A 17870-nucleotide genomic window follows, 5' to 3' on the forward strand; every position below is an offset into this window, starting at 1 on the left:
TACGCCCACCACCACCAGATCGAGGATCCGCCGTGACTCACGTCGTGACCCAGGCCTGCTGTGCCGACGCCTCGTGCGTGGTCGCCTGCCCGGTCAACTGCATCCACCCCGCTCCCGGCGAGCCCGGCTTCGCCGAGGCCGAGATGCTGTACGTCGACCCCGCCGGCTGCGTGGACTGCGGCGCCTGCGTCACCGCGTGCCCGGTGGGGGCGATCCAGCCGCACACGTCGCTCACCCCGGCGCAGGAGCCGTTCGCCGAGCTGAACGCGTCCTACTTCGACGTGTTCGCGCACGAGGACCGCACGCCGCTGGCCCTGGTGCCCCGGCAGCGGCGGATCCGTGCCGCCGGCCCGTTCCGGGTCGCGGTGATCGGCGCCGGGCCGGCGGGCCTCTACACCGCCGACGAGCTGCTGCGGCACCCCGAGGTGGTGGTCGACGTCTTCGACCGGCTGCCCACTCCGCACGGCCTGGTGCGCGCGGGGGTCGCACCCGACCACCCGTCCACGCGTGGCGTGCAGGACCTGTTCGCCGCGATCGAGGGGCAGCCGGGGTTCCGCTACGTCCTCGGGGTGGAGTACGGCGCCGACGTCGACCTCGGCTGGCTGCGCGACCGCTACCACGCGGTGATCCTGGCGACCGGCGCGAGCGCCGACCGGCGGCTGGCGATCCCCGGTGAGGACCTGCCCGGCTCGCTCTCGGCGACCCAGGTCGTCGGGTGGTACAACGCGCACCCGGACCTCGCCTCCCTCGACGTGCCCCTGAACCACGAGCGCGTCGTGCTGGTCGGCAACGGCAACGTCGCGCTGGACGTCGCGCGGATCCTCGCCCAGCCCGCGGAGCTGTTGGAGTCGACCGACATCGCCGACCACGCCCTGGCGGCGCTGCGCGACAGCCGCGTGCGCGAGGTCGTGGTGCTCGGCCGGCGCGGCCCCGCGGAGGCGGCGTACACCCTGCCCGAGCTGGTCGGCCTGCTCGGCCTGGCGCAGACCGGTGCCTTCGACGTCGAGGTGGACCTCGGCGGGGCGCCGCTGCCGGAGGACCAGCGCGGCGACGTGCTCCGCGACCTGGCCGCCCTGCCGACCGACCCTGCCCGCCGGCGGATCGTGCTGCGCTTCCTCACCCAGCCGGTGCGGCTCCTCGGCGAGGGCCGGGTCACCGGGGTCGAGGTCACACGCACCCGTCTCGTGGAGACCGAGGGCCGGGTCATCGCCGAGCCCACCGACGAGCGCGAGGTCATCGAGGCCGGGCTGGTGCTGCGGTCGGTCGGCTATCGCGCACTGCCGGTGCCCGAGCTGCCCTTCGACGAGAGAAGTCACACCGTGCCGCACACCGACGGCCGGGTGCGGCCCGGGGTCTATGTCTCTGGGTGGCTCAAGCGCGGCCCGCAGGGGTTCATCGGCACCAACAAGTCCTGCGCCCAGGAGACGGTGAGCTCGCTGCTCGACGACCTCGACGCGGGCGACGTCCCCACTCCCGGCCGCAGCGCCGCCGAGCTGGAGCGCGACCTGCGCCGGCTCGACCACGTCGACCTCTCCGGCTGGCGCGCGATCGACCGTGAGGAGCGGCGGCGCGGTGCCGCCCAGGGGCGGCCGCGCGTCCGGTTCACCGACACCGACACCGCTCGGGGCCTGTCCCGTACCGCCTCGCGGCCGCGGCGGGCGTACCCTGCAGGCAAGCCGGGGCGCACCCCGGTGCTGCAGTCGAGGACGTGACGGGAGTGGCGGTGGCCCAGACCGAGAGGATCGACGGCCGCCAGGAGCGCTGGGCCGAGCACAAGCGGGCGCGGCGCCAGGCGATCCTCGAGGCCGCGCTCGAGGTGATCGGCGAGACGGTGCCCGGCGAGGAGATCCACGCCCGGCAGATCGCCCACCGCGCCGGCCTCTCGCGCACCGTCCTCTACCGCCACTTCGAGGACCGCGCCGACCTGGATCGCGCCGTGCAGGGGCTGATCGTGGCGAAGGTCCGCGACGCCCTCGGCCCCGCGCTGGAGCTCCAGGGCTCGCCGCGGGCGATCATCCACCGGGTCGTGGGCTCCTATGTCGTGTGGGCCAGTGAGAACCAGGCCCTGCACCGCTTCGCCGAGTCCGGCGCCGCCCCCACCTCCCAGGACCCGTCCGCCATGGACGTGGCCGTCGGCGAGATCGCCGGCCAGGTCGAGGACCTGCTGCGTCTGGGAGCCGAGGTGCTGGGCGTCGAGCTGGACGAGGCCACCGCCCAGGGGCTGGACCCGCTCGTCTTCGGGCTGGTGGGCGCGGTCTTCAACTCCGTGCGCCGCTGGCTGGCCCGCCCCGTCGTCGAGCCGTCCCGCGAGGCGTTCGTCGACCTGCTCGCCGAGTCGGTGTGGTACCAGATCCACGGCCTGGTCGCCGCCCGCGGCCTCGAGCTCGACCCGGACATCCCGCTCGAGGAGCTGCTGGGCGCGGAGTAGTCCGCTGTGGCTCGTCGTTACGGTAGCCCCGTGACCGAGGAGAGTGGGGCCCAGCACGCGACGGGGGTCGGCGAGCCCGACCGGCTGGAGCGGCTGTGGACGCCGTACCGGATGAAGTATGTGCGGACCGCGGTCGGCGCCGAGGACGACGAGTGCCCGTTCTGCGTGATCGCGGCCGCGCCGCCCGAGCGGGACGCCGAGCTGCTCGTGGTGCACCGCGGCGAGCACACCTTCGCCGTGCTCAACCTGCACCCCTACAACCCCGGGCATCTGATGGTGCTGCCCTATCGGCACGTCGCGGGCCTGGAGGAGCTCACCGAGGCGGAGTCGGGGGAGCTGATGTCGATGACCCAGCAGGCGATCCGGGTGATCCGCCGGGTGAGCAGCCCGCACGCCTTCAATGTGGGGATCAACCTCGGCGGAGCGGCCGGCGGCTCGCTGGCCGACCACCTGCACCAGCACCTGGTGCCGCGCTGGGGCGGCGACGCGAACTTCATCACCGTCGTCGGCGGCACCAAGACGCTGCCGCAGCTGCTGGGCGACACCCGCGCCCTGCTCGCCGAGGCCTGGGACGCGCCCGCGTCGTAGCCACACTGGCAGAACCCGAGCTCACCGGCAGTCGTGAGCGTGGTGGGTGCGGCTTGATCCAGGTTCTGCCAGTGCGGCTCCGCGTCGGATGCCGGAGACCCGGCCGCCGACCGGTAGCCTTCGGCCCGTGCTCGACCGGTTCAAGCAGTTCTGGCAGGGCGTCGTCCTGGCGCCCTTCATCAACCTCTTCATCCGGCTGGGCATCAGCCCCGACGTGATCACCCTCGCGGGCACGCTCGGAGTGAGCTTCGGCGCGCTGTGGTTCTTCCCGCGAGGCCAGCTGTGGCAGGGCGTCCTGTTCGTCACCGCCTTCGTCTTCAGCGACCTCATCGACGGCGCGATGGCGCGGCGCACCGGCCGCACCGACGACTTCGGCGCCTTCCTCGACTCCACCCTGGACCGGCTCGCGGACGCCGCGGTCTTCGGCGGCCTGGTCCTCTGGTTCGCCTGGGGCGGGGACAGCCGGCTCTATCTCATCCTGAGCCTGATCGTCCTGGTGATGGGCGCGGTGACCTCCTACGCCCGGGCCAAGGCGGACCACCTGGGCTACGACGCCAAGGTCGGCGTCGCCGAGCGCCCGGACCGGCTCGTGGGGATCCTGGTGCCGACGTTCTTCGCCGACCTGCTGGGCCTGCCGTGGCTGATGTACGCCGCCCTGTGGATCCTGGCGATCGCCGCCACGGTCACGGTCGCCCAGCGGATCTGGGTGGTGCGCGGCCAGGCTCTGGCCCGCGCGCGCGGCTGACCCGCGCCAGGTCTAGCATTCGAGCCATGTCCGAGAGCACGACCCAGACCACCGGCGGCACCCGCGTCAAGCGCGGCATGGCCGAGATGCTGAAGGGCGGCGTCATCATGGACGTCGTCACCCCCGAGCAGGCCAAGATCGCCGAGGACGCCGGCGCCGTCGCGGTGATGGCGCTCGAGCGCGTCCCCGCCGACATCCGCGCCCAGGGCGGCGTCTCCCGGATGAGCGACCCCGACATGATCGACGGCATCGTCGAGGCGGTCTCGATCCCGGTGATGGCCAAGGCCCGGATCGGCCACTTCGCCGAGGCGCAGGTGCTGCAGAGCCTCGGCGTGGACTACATCGACGAGTCCGAGGTGCTCACGCCCGCCGACTATGAGAACCACATCGACAAGTGGGCGTTCACCGTGCCGTTCGTGTGCGGCGCCACCAACCTCGGCGAGGCGCTGCGTCGCATCACCGAGGGCGCGGCGATGATCCGCTCCAAGGGCGAGGCCGGCACCGGCGACGTCTCCAACGCGGTCACCCACATGCGCACCATCCGCAAGGAGCTGCGCCGCCTGCAGTCGATGGAGGGCGACGAGCTCTACGTCGCGGCCAAGGAGCTCCAGGCGCCGTACCCCCTGGTCAAGGAGGTCGCCGAGGCCGGCAAGCTGCCGGTCGTGCTCTTCACCGCCGGCGGCATCGCCACCCCGGCCGACGCGGCGATGATGATGCAGCTGGGCGCCGAGGGCGTCTTCGTCGGCTCCGGCATCTTCAAGGCCGGCAACCCCGCCGAGCGCGCGGAGGCGATCGTGAAGGCGACGACCTTCTACGACGACCCGGACGTGGTCGCCAAGGTGAGCCGCCGCCTGGGCGAGGCGATGGTCGGCATCAACGTCGACGACATCCCGGTGCCGCACCGGCTCGCCGAGCGCGGTTGGTGACTCCCGCCTGAGGCATCACCGGCGGAAGTCCGCGACAGGATCGGTGACGCGTAGGCCTACGTGCTGAGCGACCTCCCGCATCGTCGCGTCGTGGGTCGCCACCGTCACCGGCTCTCCGATCAGCAGGGCGGTCGCCAGGTGCAGCGCATCGAGCGTCTTCACATGGCGCTCGATGGACTCCGCCACAGCATGGGTGTCGCGGCCGATGTCGAGCAGGCCGACGCGGTCGAGCAGCGGAGCGCCGTCGCTGAGGGGCCGGTCGTCGCGCCGCAGGACGCGGGTCACCTCGGTCCGCAACAGTCGAGAGGAGACGAACGAGGTCTCCGGGGCTTGCATCCAACGCTGGAGCCACGACCGCTCGGGAACATCCAGGATGGTGCGCAGCGCCACCGAGGCGTCGAGGTAGACCACCTCGGCCACCGGTCAGTGACCCCCGCGCATCTCGTCCAGCAGCGCGTCGACCTCGGTGTCGGTGTAGGCCGGCCCGCCCGGGCTGTCGGGCCATGCCGCGGGGGCAGTGACCGGAGGGGTGTAGCGACCCTCACGCTCCAGCCTGGCGAGCGCGGAGTCGCCGGCCTTGAGCGCGCTGACCCGCCACCGGGGCTCCCCGCGCTCGGTCACGACGACGTCGTCGGTGTCGGTGACCCGGTCGAGCACGGCCGCGGTCTGCTGATTGAGCTCACGCTTGCTGACGCGTCGCATGCGGCCATTGTACTACGCATGTCAGACATGTGGCGGGCCGCGCCTTCGGCCGATGCTGTCCCGACTAGGGTGACGCCATGGTCAGCACCGTCGAGCAGGTCGAGTCCGAGCTGCGCGACTTCGCGCGGCTGCAGGCCCGCGCCGGGTTGGCCGACGCCGACAGCCAGCGGGCCGAGGTCGCCGAGGCGATCCGCGCCGAGCTGCCACAGCAGGCGGCCAACGCGGAGATCCTGGCGCGCGCGTGGTTGGCCAAGGAGTACGCCGACCTCGCCGCCGAGGCCGCCTCCTGGCCCTCGCCCACCGACGTCGACCGCCTCGACGCGGCGTTCGCCGAGTGCGAGGCGCACCAGGTGCTCGTGCTGCGCGGGGTGGCCGAGCCCGACGCGACGACGACGGTCGCCGCCGCTCCCGAGGGGCTGCGCGGCGCCCTGTGGTTCGCACCCACCGACGTGTGGCGCGCGGTCGACCAGGGGATCCTCGCCACCACCCTGTGGCGGCCCGACGGCCGTCCCGCCGCGGTCGGCGAGCACCTGCACACCGCCGTCACCGGCTGCCTGGGCCGGCACGGGCTCGCGGTCCGCGACGCCGACGGCCGGGTCGAGGTCGCCTGCCGCTGGCAGCGCCGGCCCTGAGCGTCAGGTCGCCTCGGTCAGGCGGTCCAGGACCAGCCGCAGCGGCGGCCAGCTCTCCCGCCCACGCCGCGTGACGGCGTACGCCGTCAGTACCACGCGCGGCTCGGGCAGTCGCCGCACCACCACCCCCGGGCCCGTGGGCCGGTCCCTCGGCAGCAGCCCCACGCCGTGACCGGCGCGGATCAGGTCCTCCACCAGGTCCAGGCTGTCGATCCGGTGGGTGATCGTCGGGGTGAACCCGGCGAGCCCAGCCAGCACGCCGATGGCCACCTCGTCGGCGGTGTTGCGAGAGTTCACGACCCACGGAGTGCCGGCCAGCTCGCGCAGCCCCACCGCGGCACGGGGCGTCCGGTCACCGGGCATCCCCAGCCCCCACTCGGTCCTCCAGAGCGGGACGGCGACCATGGTCGCCGGGAGCGTCGCGGGCGCGAGGTTGTAGTCGTAGGTCAGCCCCACGTCGAGGTCGTCGTCGGCGAGCAGCGCCAGGGTCTCCAGCGGCTCGGTCTCGGCGAGCTGCAGATGCACCGCGGGATGACTGGTCGCGAGCGCGGCCACGACCGGCAGCACTGCCCGCCGGACCGCCGTCGCGAAGCCGCCCACCCGGACCGTGCCGCTCGGCTCGGCGTCGGGGTCCAGGTCGAGCCGCGCCGCGTCGACGGCGGCGAGGATGGTCACCGCGTGGTCCGCCAGCCGCCGCCCCGCCGGAGTGAGCCGGACCCGCCGCCCGTCGGGCTCGACGAGCGCCGTGCCCGCCTGGCGCGCCAGTGCCGCGATCTGCTGGGAGACCGTGGAGGTGCTGGTGCGGTGCACCTCGGCGACCTCGCGCATCGAGCCGAGACGGGAGAGGTCGAGCAGGAGTGCGAGACGGTGCGGGTCCATGCCGCGATTGTTCTGTTGATGTGAACGATCTGTCCATGATTCTCACGTGGACGCGGACGGTCGGCGTGCTGTCTCATCGTCGCCATGAGCACCGCCCTCGACCCACGCCCCGTCCTCGGCGCCCGCGAGCGTGCCCGCGCCGGCGCCGGGATGGCCCTGGCCTCCATGCTGTCCGTGCAGATCGGCATCGCCGTCTCCGTCGGCCTGGCCGACCGGCTCGGCGCCGAGGGGGCGGCGTGGCTCCGCCTCGCCTGCGGCGGCCTGCTGATCCTGCTGGTCGTGCGGCCGCGCCGGCGGCAGTTCACCCGCTCCTCGCTGGCGAGCAGCGTCGCGCTGGGGGTCACGATCGCGGCCGTGACCATGCTCTTCATGGCCGCGGTGACGCGCCTGCCGATGGGCACCGCGAGCGCCCTGGAGTTCCTCGGCCCGCTCGGTGTCGCGGTGCTGCGCGGCAGCCGGGCGACCCGGGTCTGGCCGATGATCGCGGCCGCCGGCGTGCTCCTGCTGACCCGGCCGTGGGCGGGGGAGACCGACCTCCTGGGGGTGCTGTTCGCGCTGGCGGCCGCCGCCTGCTGGGCGGCCTACATCCTGCTCAGCCAGCGGGTCGGCGACACCGTCGAGGGCGTCACCGGGCTGGCGGTCGCGCTGCCGGTGGCCGGGCTGGTCTCCACGCTGGTGGTGGCCCCGACGGCCGGGCTTCCCGCGCTGTCCGGCGAGCTGCTGCTCGTCGGCGCCGGGGTCGCCGTACTCCTGCCGCTGCTGCCGTTCGCCCTGGAGATGATGGCGCTGCGCCGGCTCACCACAGCGGCGTTCGGGACGCTGATGGCGCTGGAGCCGGCGTTCGCGCTGCTCGTCGGGCTGGTACTGCTCGGCCAGGTGCCCGACCTGGCGGCGGTCGGCGGGATCGTGCTGGTCGTGGCCGCGGGGGTCGGGGCGGAGCGGTCCGGCGCGCGCGCGACCCCGCCGGCCCTGGCTCCGCCCGGCTGACTACGCTGCCGCGGTGACCGATCGACCCGTCGTCGGCGTGCTCGCCCTCCAGGGCGACGTCCGCGAGCACCTGCGGGTGCTCACCGCCCTGGGTGCCGAGGCGCTGCCGGTACGGCGACCCGCGGAGCTCGCCCGCTGCGACGCCCTGGTGCTGCCCGGCGGGGAGTCCACCACGATGGTGCGGCTGCTCCGGACCTTCGAGCTGCTCGAGCCGCTGCGGGAGCGGGTCGGCGCCGGGCTGCCGGTGCTCGGCACCTGCGCCGGGATGATCCTGCTGGCCGACCGGATCCTCGACGGGGCGCCCGGGCAGGAGACGGTCGGCGGGCTGGACGCGACCGTGCGCCGCAACGCCTTCGGCCGCCAGGTCGACTCCTTCGACACCCGCCTCGACTTCGCCGGGCTGGACGGCACGGTCGACGCCAGCTTCATCCGCGCGCCGTGGGTGGAGGAGGCGGGCGCGGGGGTCGAGGTGCTCGCCCGGATCGACGCTGACCCGGCGCTGGGGGAGCGCGCGGGTAGGATCGTTGCCGTTCGTCAGGGCGCCCTGATGGCCACGTCGTTCCACCCCGAGGTGAGCGGTGACCACCGGGTGCACGCCCAGTTCCTGGCGCTGGTGCGGGGCTGAGGCCGCCGAGGCGCCGCCGTACGTCGTGAAGAGCAGGGAAGAGGGACCATGTCAGGCCACTCCAAGTGGGCGACCACCAAGCACAAGAAGGCCGCGATCGACGCCAAGCGCGGCAAGCTGTTCGCCAAGCTGATCAAGAACATCGAGGTCGCGGCCCGCGCGGGCGGCGGCGACCCGGCCGGCAACCCGACGCTCTACGACGCGATCCAGAAGGCGAAGAAGAGCTCGGTCCCCAACGACAACATCGACCGCGCGGTCAAGCGCGGCTCCGGGGCCGAGGCGGGCGGCGCGGACTACCAGACGATCATGTACGAGGTCTACGGCGCCCAGGGCGTCGCGATGCTCGTCGAGTGCCTCACCGACAACCGCAACCGGGCCGCGATGGAGGTCCGGACGGTGGTGACCCGCAACGGCGGCACCATGGCCGACCCCGGCTCGGTGTCCCGGCTCTTCCACCGCAAGGGCGTGGTGCTCGTGCCGATGGAGCAGGAGGGCCGCGAGGTCAGCGAGGACGACGTGCTCGAGGCCTCGCTGGAGGCCGGCGTCGAGGACGTCAACGACCTCGGCGACTCCTTCGAGGTGCTCTCGGAGGCCACCGACGTGGTCGAGGTGCGCACCGCGCTGCAGGCCGCCGGCATCGACTACGACTCCGCGGAGGTGCAGTTCGTCCCCGACCTGCAGTTGCCGCTGGACAAGGACGGCGCGGCGAAGGTCTTCCGCCTCGTCGACGCGCTGGAGGACCTCGACGACGTGCAGAACGTGTTCGCCAACTTCGACGTCTCCGACGACGTGATGGCCGAGCTCGACGCCTCCTGAGCCCGCGCCGGGCGTGTCGTACGCCGGCCCGTCGGCGCCGCCGGTTAGCGTGGCGTGCGAACAGACGTTCGGACGACGACGACACGATCAGGAGGCTTGCGCGTGCGGGTGCTCGGCATCGACCCGGGGCTGACCCGGTGCGGCATCGGCGTGGTCGAGGGCGACCTGGGGCGGCCGTTGCGGCTGGTCGACGTCAACGTGCTGCGCACCTCGGCGAGCGAGCCGGTCGCCGAGCGCCTGGTGACGATCGAGCGCGGCGTGGACGCCTGGCTGGAGGAGTACGCCCCGGACGCGGTCGCGGTCGAGCGGGTCTTCGCCCGCTCCGACTCCAGCACCATCATGGGCACCGCCCAGGCCAGCGGCGTCGCCCTCGTGGTCGCCGCGCGACGCGGCCTCCCGCTGGGGCTGCACACCCCCAGCGAGGTGAAGGCCGCGGTCTCCGGCAACGGCCGGGCGGACAAGAAGCAGGTCGGGTTCATGGTGGCCCGGTTGCTGCGGCTGGAGGAGCCGCCCAAGCCGGCCGATGCCGCCGACGCGGTGGCGCTGGCCATCACCCACATCTGGCGGGGCGGCGCCCAGGCCAGGATCGAGGCGGCCCAGGCGCGGATGAGCACCGCCCACGCGGCCGCAGGACGGAGGAGCAGGTGATCGCGCACGTGCGCGGCCGGGTGGCCGCGGTGACCCTGACCAGCGCCGTGGTGGAGGTGGGCGGCGTCGGCATGGAGCTGATGTGCGCCCCCGACACCCTGGCGGGGCTGCGGGTCGGCCAGGAGGCGCTGCTGCCGACCAGCCTGGTCGTGCGGGAGGACTCGCTGACGCTGTTCGGCTTCGCCGACGAGGACGAGCGCGGGATGTTCGAGCTGGTGCAGACCGCCTCCGGCGTCGGCCCCAAGCTGGCCCAGGCGATGCTGGCGGTGCTCTCGCCGGACGCGATCCGCGCGGCCGTGGCCGGGGAGGACGTCAAGACGCTCACCTGTGTGCCCGGGATCGGGCAGAAGGGCGCCCAGCGGATCATCCTGGAGCTCAAGGACCGGGTCGGCGCCCCCACGGGCGTGCCCGCACCGGCCCCCACGACGGCCGCCGCCCCGTGGAAGGCCCAGGTGCAGCAGGGCCTGGTCGGCCTCGGCTGGTCGGCCAAGGAGGCCGACAAGGCGATCGAGACGGTCGCTGCGGACCAGCAGCCGGCCGACGACGCCGACGTCGCCGCCCTGCTCCGCGCGGCGCTGCGCACGCTGAGCCGGGCGTGAGAGGCTCGAGACGATGTCAGGCGACGAGCTGGACCAGCTGAGCGCGGCGGAGGAGGACTACCTCCGCTCGCTCACCACCGCCGACGCCGACGGCGACGAGCGCGCGGTGGAGGCCGCGCTGCGGCCCAAGCGGCTCGACGAGGTGATCGGCCAGTCCCGGGTGCGCGACCAGCTCGGGCTCGTGCTGGAGGCGGCCCGGCAGCGGGGCCGCGCTCCCGACCACGTGCTCCTCTCCGGGCCTCCCGGCCTCGGCAAGACCACGCTGGCGATGATCATCGCCGCGGAGATGAACTCCCCGCTCCGCCTGACCTCCGGGCCGGCGATCACCCACGCCGGCGACCTGGCCGCGATCCTCTCCGGCCTCAACGAGGGCGACGTGCTCTTCGTCGACGAGCTGCACCGGATGTCCCGCCCGGCCGAGGAGATGCTCTACCTCGCGATGGAGGACTTCCGGGTCGACGTGGTCATCGGCAAGGGCCCGGGCGCCACCGCGATCCCGCTGGAGATCCCGCCCTTCACCCTGGTCGGCGCCACCACCCGCGCCGGGCTGCTGCCCGGCCCGCTGCGGGACCGGTTCGGCTTCACCGCCCACCTGGAGTACTACGAGCCCCACGAGCTCGACGAGATCATCCGCCGCTCCGCGCAGCTGCTGGAGGTGGAGGCCGACGCGGACGGCACCGCCGAGATCGCCTCCCGCTCCCGCGGCACCCCGCGGATCGCCAACCGGCTGCTGCGCCGGGTGCGCGACTACGCCCAGGTCCGCGCCGACGGGCGGGTCGACCGCGACATCGCCGCCCGTGCGCTGGACCTCTACGAGGTGGACGCCTCGGGGCTCGACCGCCTCGACCGGTCGGTGCTCGACGTGCTGTGCCGCCGCTTCGGCGGCGGGCCGGTCGGCATCTCCACCCTCGCCGTGGCCGTCGCCGAGGAGCGGGAGACCGTCGAGGAGGTCGCCGAGCCGTTCCTGGTCCGGCGCGGGCTGCTGGCCCGCACCCCCCGCGGCCGGGTGGCCACGCCTGCGGCCTGGCGGCATCTGGGCCTCGCCGTACCCCCCTCGGCGCCGCATGCCGACGCCGACCCGACGCTGTTCGAGGACGACCCCGCGGGGTGATCGGACCCTCTGGCTAGACTCCCCGGACGGCCGCGACCCGGCCGTTCCGCAGACCGCAACCCGAGAGGTCCCCCGGTGCAACAGTTCGCCTCGCTCCTGCCCCTGATCCTGGTCGTCCTGGTCTTCTGGCTGCTGGTGATCCGGCCCGCCAGCAAGCGTCAGAAGGCTCAGCGTGAGCTGCAGCAGGCGGTGGGCGCCGGTGACCGGGTGATGCTCACCTCCGGCATCTTCGGGACCGTGCGCGGGGTGCTCGACGACCGGCTCGAGGTCGAGATCGCGAACGGCGTCGTGGTCCAGGTGGCCCGCCAGGCGATCGCGACCCGGGTGGACGCCACGCCCACCGAGCCGGGCGGCATCGAGCCGGGGCGCACCGAGCCGGACCGCCCCGACGACGACACGCCCCCGCAGGCTCCGCCCACGCACGGGAACATCTGACGTGGCCGACCCGGCCGCGGTCCTCGAGACCGCGCGGGAGGCCATGCAGCGGCTGGTTCCCGACGTCCCCGACTTCCCCGAGCCGGGGATCGTCTTCAAGGACATCACCCCGCTGCTCGCCGACGCCGACGGGTTCGCCGCGGTCGTCGACGCGCTGGCCACCGCCGGCCGCGACGAGGCCGGGGAGACCGTGGTCGACGTGGTGGTCGGCATGGAGTCGCGCGGCTTCATCGTCGGCGCGCCCGTGGCGCTGGCCCTCGGCACCGGCTTCGTCCCGGTCCGCAAGGCCGGGAAGCTGCCGCGGGAGACGCACGCGGTGACCTACGACCTGGAGTACGGCTCGGCGACGCTGGAGATCCATCGAGACGCCGTACGCCCCGGCCAGCGGGTGCTGCTCGTCGACGACGTCCTGGCCACCGGCGGCACCGCCGCGGCGACCGTGGAGCTGGTCCGCCTGTGCGGGGGTACGACGCACGCGGTGGCCGTGCTGATGGAGCTGGGCTTCCTCGACGGCCGCGCCGCCCTCGACGGGCTGCCGCTCACCACGCTGATGACGGTCTAGCGCCTAGACTCGATGAGGTGAGCGAGGAGAAGAGCACGCCGGCGACCAAGGAGCGGTCGTCCGACGCGCTGCTGTCCGCTCGCGGCATGCGCGCCCGGCTGGCGCGCAGCATGGGGCCGCGCTCCTCCACCCAGACCGCCAACCCGGTCCTGGAGCCGCTGTTCAAGTCGGTGCGGGCCAACCACCCCAAGGCCGATCTCGCCCTGCTGGCCCGGGCCTACGCCACCGCCGAGCACTACCACGCCGGCCAGAAGCGCAAGAGCGGCGAGCCCTACATCACCCACCCGCTGGCGGTCACCACGATCCTGGCCGACGTTGGCATGACCGAGCCGACCCTGGTGGCGGCGCTGCTGCACGACACGGTCGAGGACACGCCGTACACCCTGGACCAGCTCCGCGCCGACTTCGGCGACGAGGTCGCGCTGCTCGTCGACGGCGTCACCAAGCTGGACAAGGTCCAGTATGGCGAGAGCGCCCAGGCCGAGACCATCCGCAAGATGATCGTGGCGATGGCGCGCGACATCCGGGTGCTGGTGATCAAGCTCGCCGACCGGCTGCACAACATGCGCACGCTGCGCTACGTCAAGCGCGAGACCCAGGAGCGCAAGGCGCGCGAGACGCTGGACATCTACGCCCCGCTCGCGCACCGGCTGGGCATGAACACGCTCAAGTGGGAGCTGGAGGACCTCGCGTTCGCCACCCTGCACCCGAAGATCTACGACGAGATCGTGCGGATGGTCGCCGAGCGCGCGCCCTCGCGGGACCAGTTCCTCGCCGAGGTGATCAACCAGGTGGAGAAGGACCTGCGCGAGGCGAAGATCAAGGCCAGCGTCACCGGGCGGCCCAAGCACTACTACTCGATCTACCAGAAGATGATCGTCGGCGGCCGCGACTTCACCGACATCTACGACCTGGTCGGACTGCGGGTGCTGGTCGACGACGACCAGGACTGCTACGCCGTGATGGGCATCATCCACGCCCGGTGGAACCCCGTCCTGGCGCGGTTCAAGGACTACGTCGCGCTGCCCAAGATGAACATGTACCAGTCGCTGCACACCACGGTGATCGGGCCGCAGGGCAAGCCCGTGGAGATCCAGATCCGCACCTACGGGATGCACCGACGGGCGGAGTACGGCGTCGCCGCGCACTGGAAGTACAAGGAGGACAGCCGCAACGGCGTCGACACCGAGCTGCGCGGCGACATGGACGACATGGGCTGGGTCCGGCAGCTGCTGGACTGGCAGCACGAGGTGGAGGACCCGGGCGAGTTCCTGGAGTCGCTGCGCTTCGAGATCAACCGCGCCGAGGTCTACGTCTACACCCCGCGCGGCGACGTGATCGCGCTGCCCGCGGGGGCGACGCCGGTCGACTTCGCCTACGCCGTCCACACCGAGGTCGGCCACCACACGATCGGCGCCCGGGTCAACGGCCGGCTGGTGCCGCTGGAGTCGCAGCTCGACCACGGCGACGTGGTGGAGGTCTTCACCTCCAAGAACCCGGCCGCCGGCCCCTCGCGGGACTGGCTCACCTTCGTCCGCTCGCCGCGGGCCCGCTCCAAGATCCGCCAGTGGTTCTCCAAGGAGCGCCGCGAGGAGGCGATCGAGCGCGGCAAGGAGCAGATCGCCCGGCTCATGCGCAAGGAGGGCGTGGGCATGAAGCGGGTGCTCACGCACGAGTCGCTGAGCCTCGCGGCGGAGTACTTTCACCTCGCCGACGTCTCGGGGCTCTACGCCGCCGTGGGGGAGAACAACATCTCCGCGCAAGCGGTCGTGCGCAAGGTGATCGACATCAACGGCGGCGCCGAGGCGGTCGCCGAGGACCTCGCCGAGGGCGTCTCCATCACCGGTCGGGGTGCCAAGCGGCGGGTCAACCGCGGCAGCGGCGACGCCGGCGTGATCGTCAAGGGCGCGCCCGACGTGTGGGTGAAACTGGCTCGCTGCTGCACCCCGGTGCCGCCCGACCCGATCCTCGGGTTCGTCACCAAGGGCGGCGGCGTCTCGGTGCACCAGGTCGACTGCACCAACGCCGACAACCTGCGAAGCCAGCCCGAGAAGCTGCTGGAGGTGGAGTGGGCGCCCACGTCGAAGTCCACCTTCCTGGTGAACATCCAGGTCGAGGCGATCGACCGGACCCGGCTGCTCTCCGACATCACCATGGCGCTCTCCGACGCGCACGTGAACATCCTCAGCGCCAACCTGACCACCACCCGCAACCGGGTCGCCACCAGCCGCTTCACCTTCGAGATGGGCGACGCCATGCACCTGGACAACGTCCTCTCCGCCGTCCGCAGCGTCCCCGGGGTCTTCGACGCCACCCGCGTCTCCAACTGACCGAGTATTCGGTGGTCGAGCTTGTCGAGACCACGGTGGGTTCGGTGGTCGAGCTTGTCGAGACCACGGTGATTGACGAGAAGGGTGACTTACCCCATCCCGGGATCACTATCCACAGATCTGCGCAGTGGCCCATCTCGGCGGCAAACCGGGTCAGGCTGAGGACATGCCATTCACCTACATCCTGCGGTGCGCAGATGACAGCCTGTACGTCGGCAGTACACGCTCACTCGACCTGAGACAGGAACAGCATCGATTGGGGATGGGCAGTGAGTACACGCGCCGCCGGCTGCCCGTCACGCTGGTCTGGTTCGAGGAGCATGAGCACATCGGGGCGGCCTTCGCTCGGGAGAAGCAGATCCAGAACTGGTCCAGGGCGAAGCGCATCGCCTTGATCGAGCAGAGATACGAGGACCTTCCCGACCTCGCCAGGGGCAAGAACCGTCGACGACCGTGACCGTCCCGTGGTCTCGACAGGCTCGACCAGCGACCGGAGAGGCTCGACCGGCGGGTGGTCTCGACAGGCTCGACCAGCGTCCGGAGAGGCTCGACCGGCGGGTGGTCTCGACGGGCTCGACCGGCGACGGTGCGGCTCGACCGGCGAGTGGTCTCGACAGGCTCGACCAGCGACCGGGGAGGCTAGTTCGAGGCCATCCGATCCAGGATGGCGGCGGCGAGAGCCTCGGGTGCCTCCTCGGGGATCCAGTGGCTGACGCCGGCGAGCTCGACGAAGGAGTAGCCGGCGTCGACGTACTCCTGCGCGAGCTCCACGCCATGCCGACCGAGGGCGACGTCCCCGTCACTCCACACCATCGTCGTCGGTACGGCGACGCGACGCCGCAGCAGCGCCGGACTGCCGAGGGGGATCGCGCGGTACCACCCGAGACCGCCACGGAGCGCGCCGCCGTCGAGCATCTCCGAGCGGTATCGGGTCACCGCCTCACGGCTCATGCCGGCGTGCCGCAGCGCCCGTCGATGGACGGCAGGGCGCGCCATGGCCCACTCGGGGAGCCGGGGCAGTCGGAAGAACACGATGTACCAGGACCGGCGGAGCTGGTCGAGCCTGCCGAGGCTGCGCAGGAACGCGCCCGGGTGAGTCACCGACACCGCGGTCAGCGACCGCACCCGCTCGGGATGCGTCGCGGCCAGTCCCCACGCCACCATCGCGCCCCAGTCGTGGCCGACGAGATGGACCGGGGTGCCCACGCGATCCACCAGAGCGGCGATGTCGCCGATCAGACGATCCAGTGCGTACGGCGTACGTCCGCTCGGCCGAGCGCCGGGGGAGTAGCCCCGCTGGTCCGGCGTCAGCGTGCGGCACCCGGCGTCGTGCAGCAGCGTGGCCACCGCCCGCCACGAGCTCGAGGTCTGGGGGAAGCCGTGCAGCAGCACGACCGGCGTGCCGTCCAGGGGTCCCTCATCTCGGACGTCGAAGGTCAGGCCGTCGTTGGTGAAGGAGGCGATCCGGTCAAGCATGGGCCCATCTTGCCGGTCACCAAGCGCCGACTCGGCGGGGATGGGTGGGTTGGCTGTGGGGTTGGGGAGGAGAGAGGGGGAGGGAGGGTCAGCCGGAGAACTCGGAGCTGACCTTGCGGGCCATCTCCAGGAAGGACTGCTTGTTCTCCAGCTCCGACTCCAGGTCGCGGACGCGCTTGTCGTCGCCGGCGGCGCGGGCCTTGTCCAGCTTCTCCTGGGTCTCGGCGAGCCCGGCCTCCAGCTTGGAGACCATGTCGTCGGCGCGGGCGGACTTCTCCGGGTCCGAGCGCTTCCACTGCTCGTCCTCGACCGCGCGGATGGACTGCTCGACCTTGCGCATCCGGCCCTCGAGCGACTTCATCTTGTCCCGCGGGACCTTGCCGGCGGCGTCCCAGCGGTCCGCCAGGTCGCGGAAGGCGCGCTTGGCGCCCTCGAGATCGGCGCGCGGGTCGAGCGCCTCCGCCTCGACCAGGATCTGCTCCTTGACCACGGCGTTGGCGGCGAACTCCTCGTCCATCGCCTTGTTCGCCTCGTCGCGGGCGGAGAAGAAGACGTCCTGCGCGGCGCGGAACCGCCGCCACAGCTTCTCGTCGACGTCGCGCGGGGCGGGGCCGGCGGCCTTCCACTCGCGCATCAGGTCGCGGTACTTCCCCGAGGTGGGGCCCCAGTCGGTCGACCCCGAGAGCGCCTCGGCCTCGCGGATCAACCGCTCCTTGATCGTCTTCGCGCCCTCGCGCTGCTCGGACTGCTCGGCGAAGTGCGCCTTGCGGGCCTTGGTGTACGCCGTCCGCGCGCTGCTGAAGCGCTTCCACAGCGCGTCGTCGGTCTTCTTGTCCAGCCGGGGGAGCGCCTTCCACTCCTCCAGCAGGTCCCGCAGCCGGTTCGCCCCACCCCGCCAGTCCCGGCCGCCGGCGATCTTCTCGGCCTCGCCGACGATCTTCTCCTTCGCCTCCCGCGACTCCGCGCTGCGCTGCGCCTTCTCGGCCTTGCGCAGGTGCCGCTGCTCGGCGATCTCGGGGGCCAGCGCGTCCAGGCGCCCGACCAGCGCGGTGAGGTCGCCGACGGCGTTCGCCTCCGCGGCCTGGTCACGGACCGTCTTCACCGACGAGGCGGCCTCGTCGGGGGAGAGCTTCCCCGCCCGCACCCGCTGCTCCAGCAGCCCGACCTCGAACTCCAAGGCGGCGTAGCGCTCGGTGAAGAACTTGAGCGCCTCCTCCGGGGAGGCGTCGGGCACCTGCCCGACCGATCGCTCGCCGTCCGCGGTCCGCACATAGACGGTGCCGTCCTCGGCCACTCGTCCCCACTCGTGACTCGTCACGCCGGTCACTCTAACGCCGGGGCCCGCCGGTTCCGCGGGAACGACCGGCTGTCGATAGGCTGA

Annotated in this window: 21 protein-coding genes; 16 read left to right on the forward strand and 5 right to left on the reverse strand. The window is 72.6% G+C overall.

The features are described 5' to 3' along the window. Positions 1-32: 32 nt before the first annotated feature. From K8W59_RS07375 to pdxS, 5 genes are all read left to right on the forward strand, one after another. Positions 33-1712: an FAD-dependent oxidoreductase gene (locus tag K8W59_RS07375; RefSeq protein WP_223399038.1), complete on the forward strand. Its 1680-nt coding sequence runs from the start codon at positions 33-35 to the stop codon at positions 1710-1712. Beyond that, positions 1709-2428, forward strand: coding sequence for a TetR/AcrR family transcriptional regulator (locus K8W59_RS07380; RefSeq protein ID WP_223399040.1), 720 nt, complete (start codon positions 1709-1711; stop codon positions 2426-2428). Before K8W59_RS07375 ends, K8W59_RS07380 begins: the two co-directional genes overlap by 4 nt. A gap of 30 nt (positions 2429-2458) precedes the next feature. Continuing rightward, positions 2459-3016, forward strand: a complete 558-nt coding sequence (locus K8W59_RS07385) for an HIT family protein (protein ID WP_223399042.1) — start codon at positions 2459-2461, stop codon at positions 3014-3016. Positions 3017-3143: 127 nt separating this feature from the next. Beyond that, entirely contained in the window at positions 3144-3761 is a 618-nt protein-coding gene (gene pgsA, locus K8W59_RS07390; protein ID WP_223399044.1) for a phosphatidylinositol phosphate synthase, read from the forward strand. 26 nt (positions 3762-3787) lie between these two features. Further along, positions 3788-4687 (forward strand): pyridoxal 5'-phosphate synthase lyase subunit PdxS, encoded by a 900-nt coding sequence (gene pdxS, locus K8W59_RS07395; RefSeq protein WP_223399046.1) that lies wholly within the window; start codon positions 3788-3790, stop codon positions 4685-4687. A gap of 15 nt (positions 4688-4702) precedes the next feature. On the opposite strand, the gene K8W59_RS07400 is transcribed toward pdxS, so the two are convergent. Further along, entirely contained in the window at positions 4703-5107 is a 405-nt protein-coding gene (locus K8W59_RS07400) for a PIN domain-containing protein (RefSeq protein WP_223399055.1), read from the reverse strand. Between the two features lie 3 nt (positions 5108-5110). Next, positions 5111-5389: a type II toxin-antitoxin system prevent-host-death family antitoxin gene (locus K8W59_RS07405; protein WP_223399058.1), complete on the reverse strand. Its 279-nt coding sequence runs from the start codon at positions 5387-5389 to the stop codon at positions 5111-5113. A 77-nt stretch (positions 5390-5466) separates the two neighbouring features. Here K8W59_RS07405 and K8W59_RS07410 point away from each other — a divergent pair, with 77 nt between their 5' ends. Continuing rightward, the gene (locus K8W59_RS07410) at positions 5467-6021 is read left to right on the forward strand and encodes a DUF6891 domain-containing protein (RefSeq protein ID WP_223399062.1); all 555 of its coding nucleotides are present in this window, start codon (positions 5467-5469) and stop codon (positions 6019-6021) included. A 3-nt stretch (positions 6022-6024) separates the two neighbouring features. Here the strand turns inward: K8W59_RS07410 and K8W59_RS07415 are convergent, their stop codons facing one another. Then, positions 6025-6900: a LysR family transcriptional regulator gene (locus K8W59_RS07415; RefSeq protein ID WP_223399066.1), complete on the reverse strand. Its 876-nt coding sequence runs from the start codon at positions 6898-6900 to the stop codon at positions 6025-6027. 84 nt (positions 6901-6984) lie between these two features. Here K8W59_RS07415 and K8W59_RS07420 point away from each other — a divergent pair, with 84 nt between their 5' ends. The 10 genes from K8W59_RS07420 (at position 6985) to K8W59_RS07460 (ending at position 15470) form a co-directional block, all read left to right on the forward strand. Continuing rightward, positions 6985-7887 (forward strand): EamA family transporter, encoded by a 903-nt coding sequence (locus K8W59_RS07420; protein ID WP_223399069.1) that lies wholly within the window; start codon positions 6985-6987, stop codon positions 7885-7887. A 13-nt stretch (positions 7888-7900) separates the two neighbouring features. Next, positions 7901-8512, forward strand: coding sequence for a pyridoxal 5'-phosphate synthase glutaminase subunit PdxT (gene pdxT, locus K8W59_RS07425; protein WP_223399072.1), 612 nt, complete (start codon positions 7901-7903; stop codon positions 8510-8512). A gap of 48 nt (positions 8513-8560) precedes the next feature. After that, the gene (locus K8W59_RS07430) at positions 8561-9328 is read left to right on the forward strand and encodes a YebC/PmpR family DNA-binding transcriptional regulator (protein WP_223399075.1); all 768 of its coding nucleotides are present in this window, start codon (positions 8561-8563) and stop codon (positions 9326-9328) included. A gap of 102 nt (positions 9329-9430) precedes the next feature. Next, positions 9431-9976, forward strand: coding sequence for a crossover junction endodeoxyribonuclease RuvC (ruvC, locus tag K8W59_RS20150; protein ID WP_263283308.1), 546 nt, complete (start codon positions 9431-9433; stop codon positions 9974-9976). Next, complete coding sequence (ruvA, locus tag K8W59_RS20155) at positions 9973-10575, forward strand: Holliday junction branch migration protein RuvA (RefSeq protein WP_263283295.1); 603 nt, start codon at positions 9973-9975, stop codon at positions 10573-10575. Before ruvC ends, ruvA begins: the two co-directional genes overlap by 4 nt. Before the next feature lie 13 nt (positions 10576-10588). Next, complete coding sequence (ruvB, locus tag K8W59_RS07440; protein ID WP_223399083.1) at positions 10589-11686, forward strand: Holliday junction branch migration DNA helicase RuvB; 1098 nt, start codon at positions 10589-10591, stop codon at positions 11684-11686. A 75-nt stretch (positions 11687-11761) separates the two neighbouring features. Next, the gene (gene yajC / locus K8W59_RS07445) at positions 11762-12121 is read left to right on the forward strand and encodes a preprotein translocase subunit YajC (protein WP_223399092.1); all 360 of its coding nucleotides are present in this window, start codon (positions 11762-11764) and stop codon (positions 12119-12121) included. Positions 12122-12164: 43 nt separating this feature from the next. Next, entirely contained in the window at positions 12165-12683 is a 519-nt protein-coding gene (locus tag K8W59_RS07450; protein WP_223399758.1) for an adenine phosphoribosyltransferase, read from the forward strand. Between the two features lie 86 nt (positions 12684-12769). Next, positions 12770-15013, forward strand: coding sequence for a RelA/SpoT family protein (locus tag K8W59_RS07455; RefSeq protein WP_223399759.1), 2244 nt, complete (start codon positions 12770-12772; stop codon positions 15011-15013). 166 nt (positions 15014-15179) lie between these two features. Beyond that, a complete protein-coding gene (locus tag K8W59_RS07460; RefSeq protein WP_223399094.1) occupies positions 15180-15470 on the forward strand; it encodes a GIY-YIG nuclease family protein in 291 nt (96 codons plus the stop codon). Positions 15471-15652: 182 nt separating this feature from the next. Here the strand turns inward: K8W59_RS07460 and K8W59_RS07465 are convergent, their stop codons facing one another. Next, a complete protein-coding gene (locus K8W59_RS07465) occupies positions 15653-16489 on the reverse strand; it encodes an alpha/beta fold hydrolase (RefSeq protein WP_223399102.1) in 837 nt (278 codons plus the stop codon). Positions 16490-16577: 88 nt separating this feature from the next. Beyond that, positions 16578-17807, reverse strand: coding sequence for a DUF349 domain-containing protein (locus tag K8W59_RS07470; protein WP_223399104.1), 1230 nt, complete (start codon positions 17805-17807; stop codon positions 16578-16580). Positions 17808-17870 lie beyond the last annotated feature (63 nt).

The organism is Nocardioides rotundus (genome assembly GCF_019931675.1).
GTDB classification, from domain to species: domain Bacteria; phylum Actinomycetota; class Actinomycetes; order Propionibacteriales; family Nocardioidaceae; genus Nocardioides; species Nocardioides rotundus.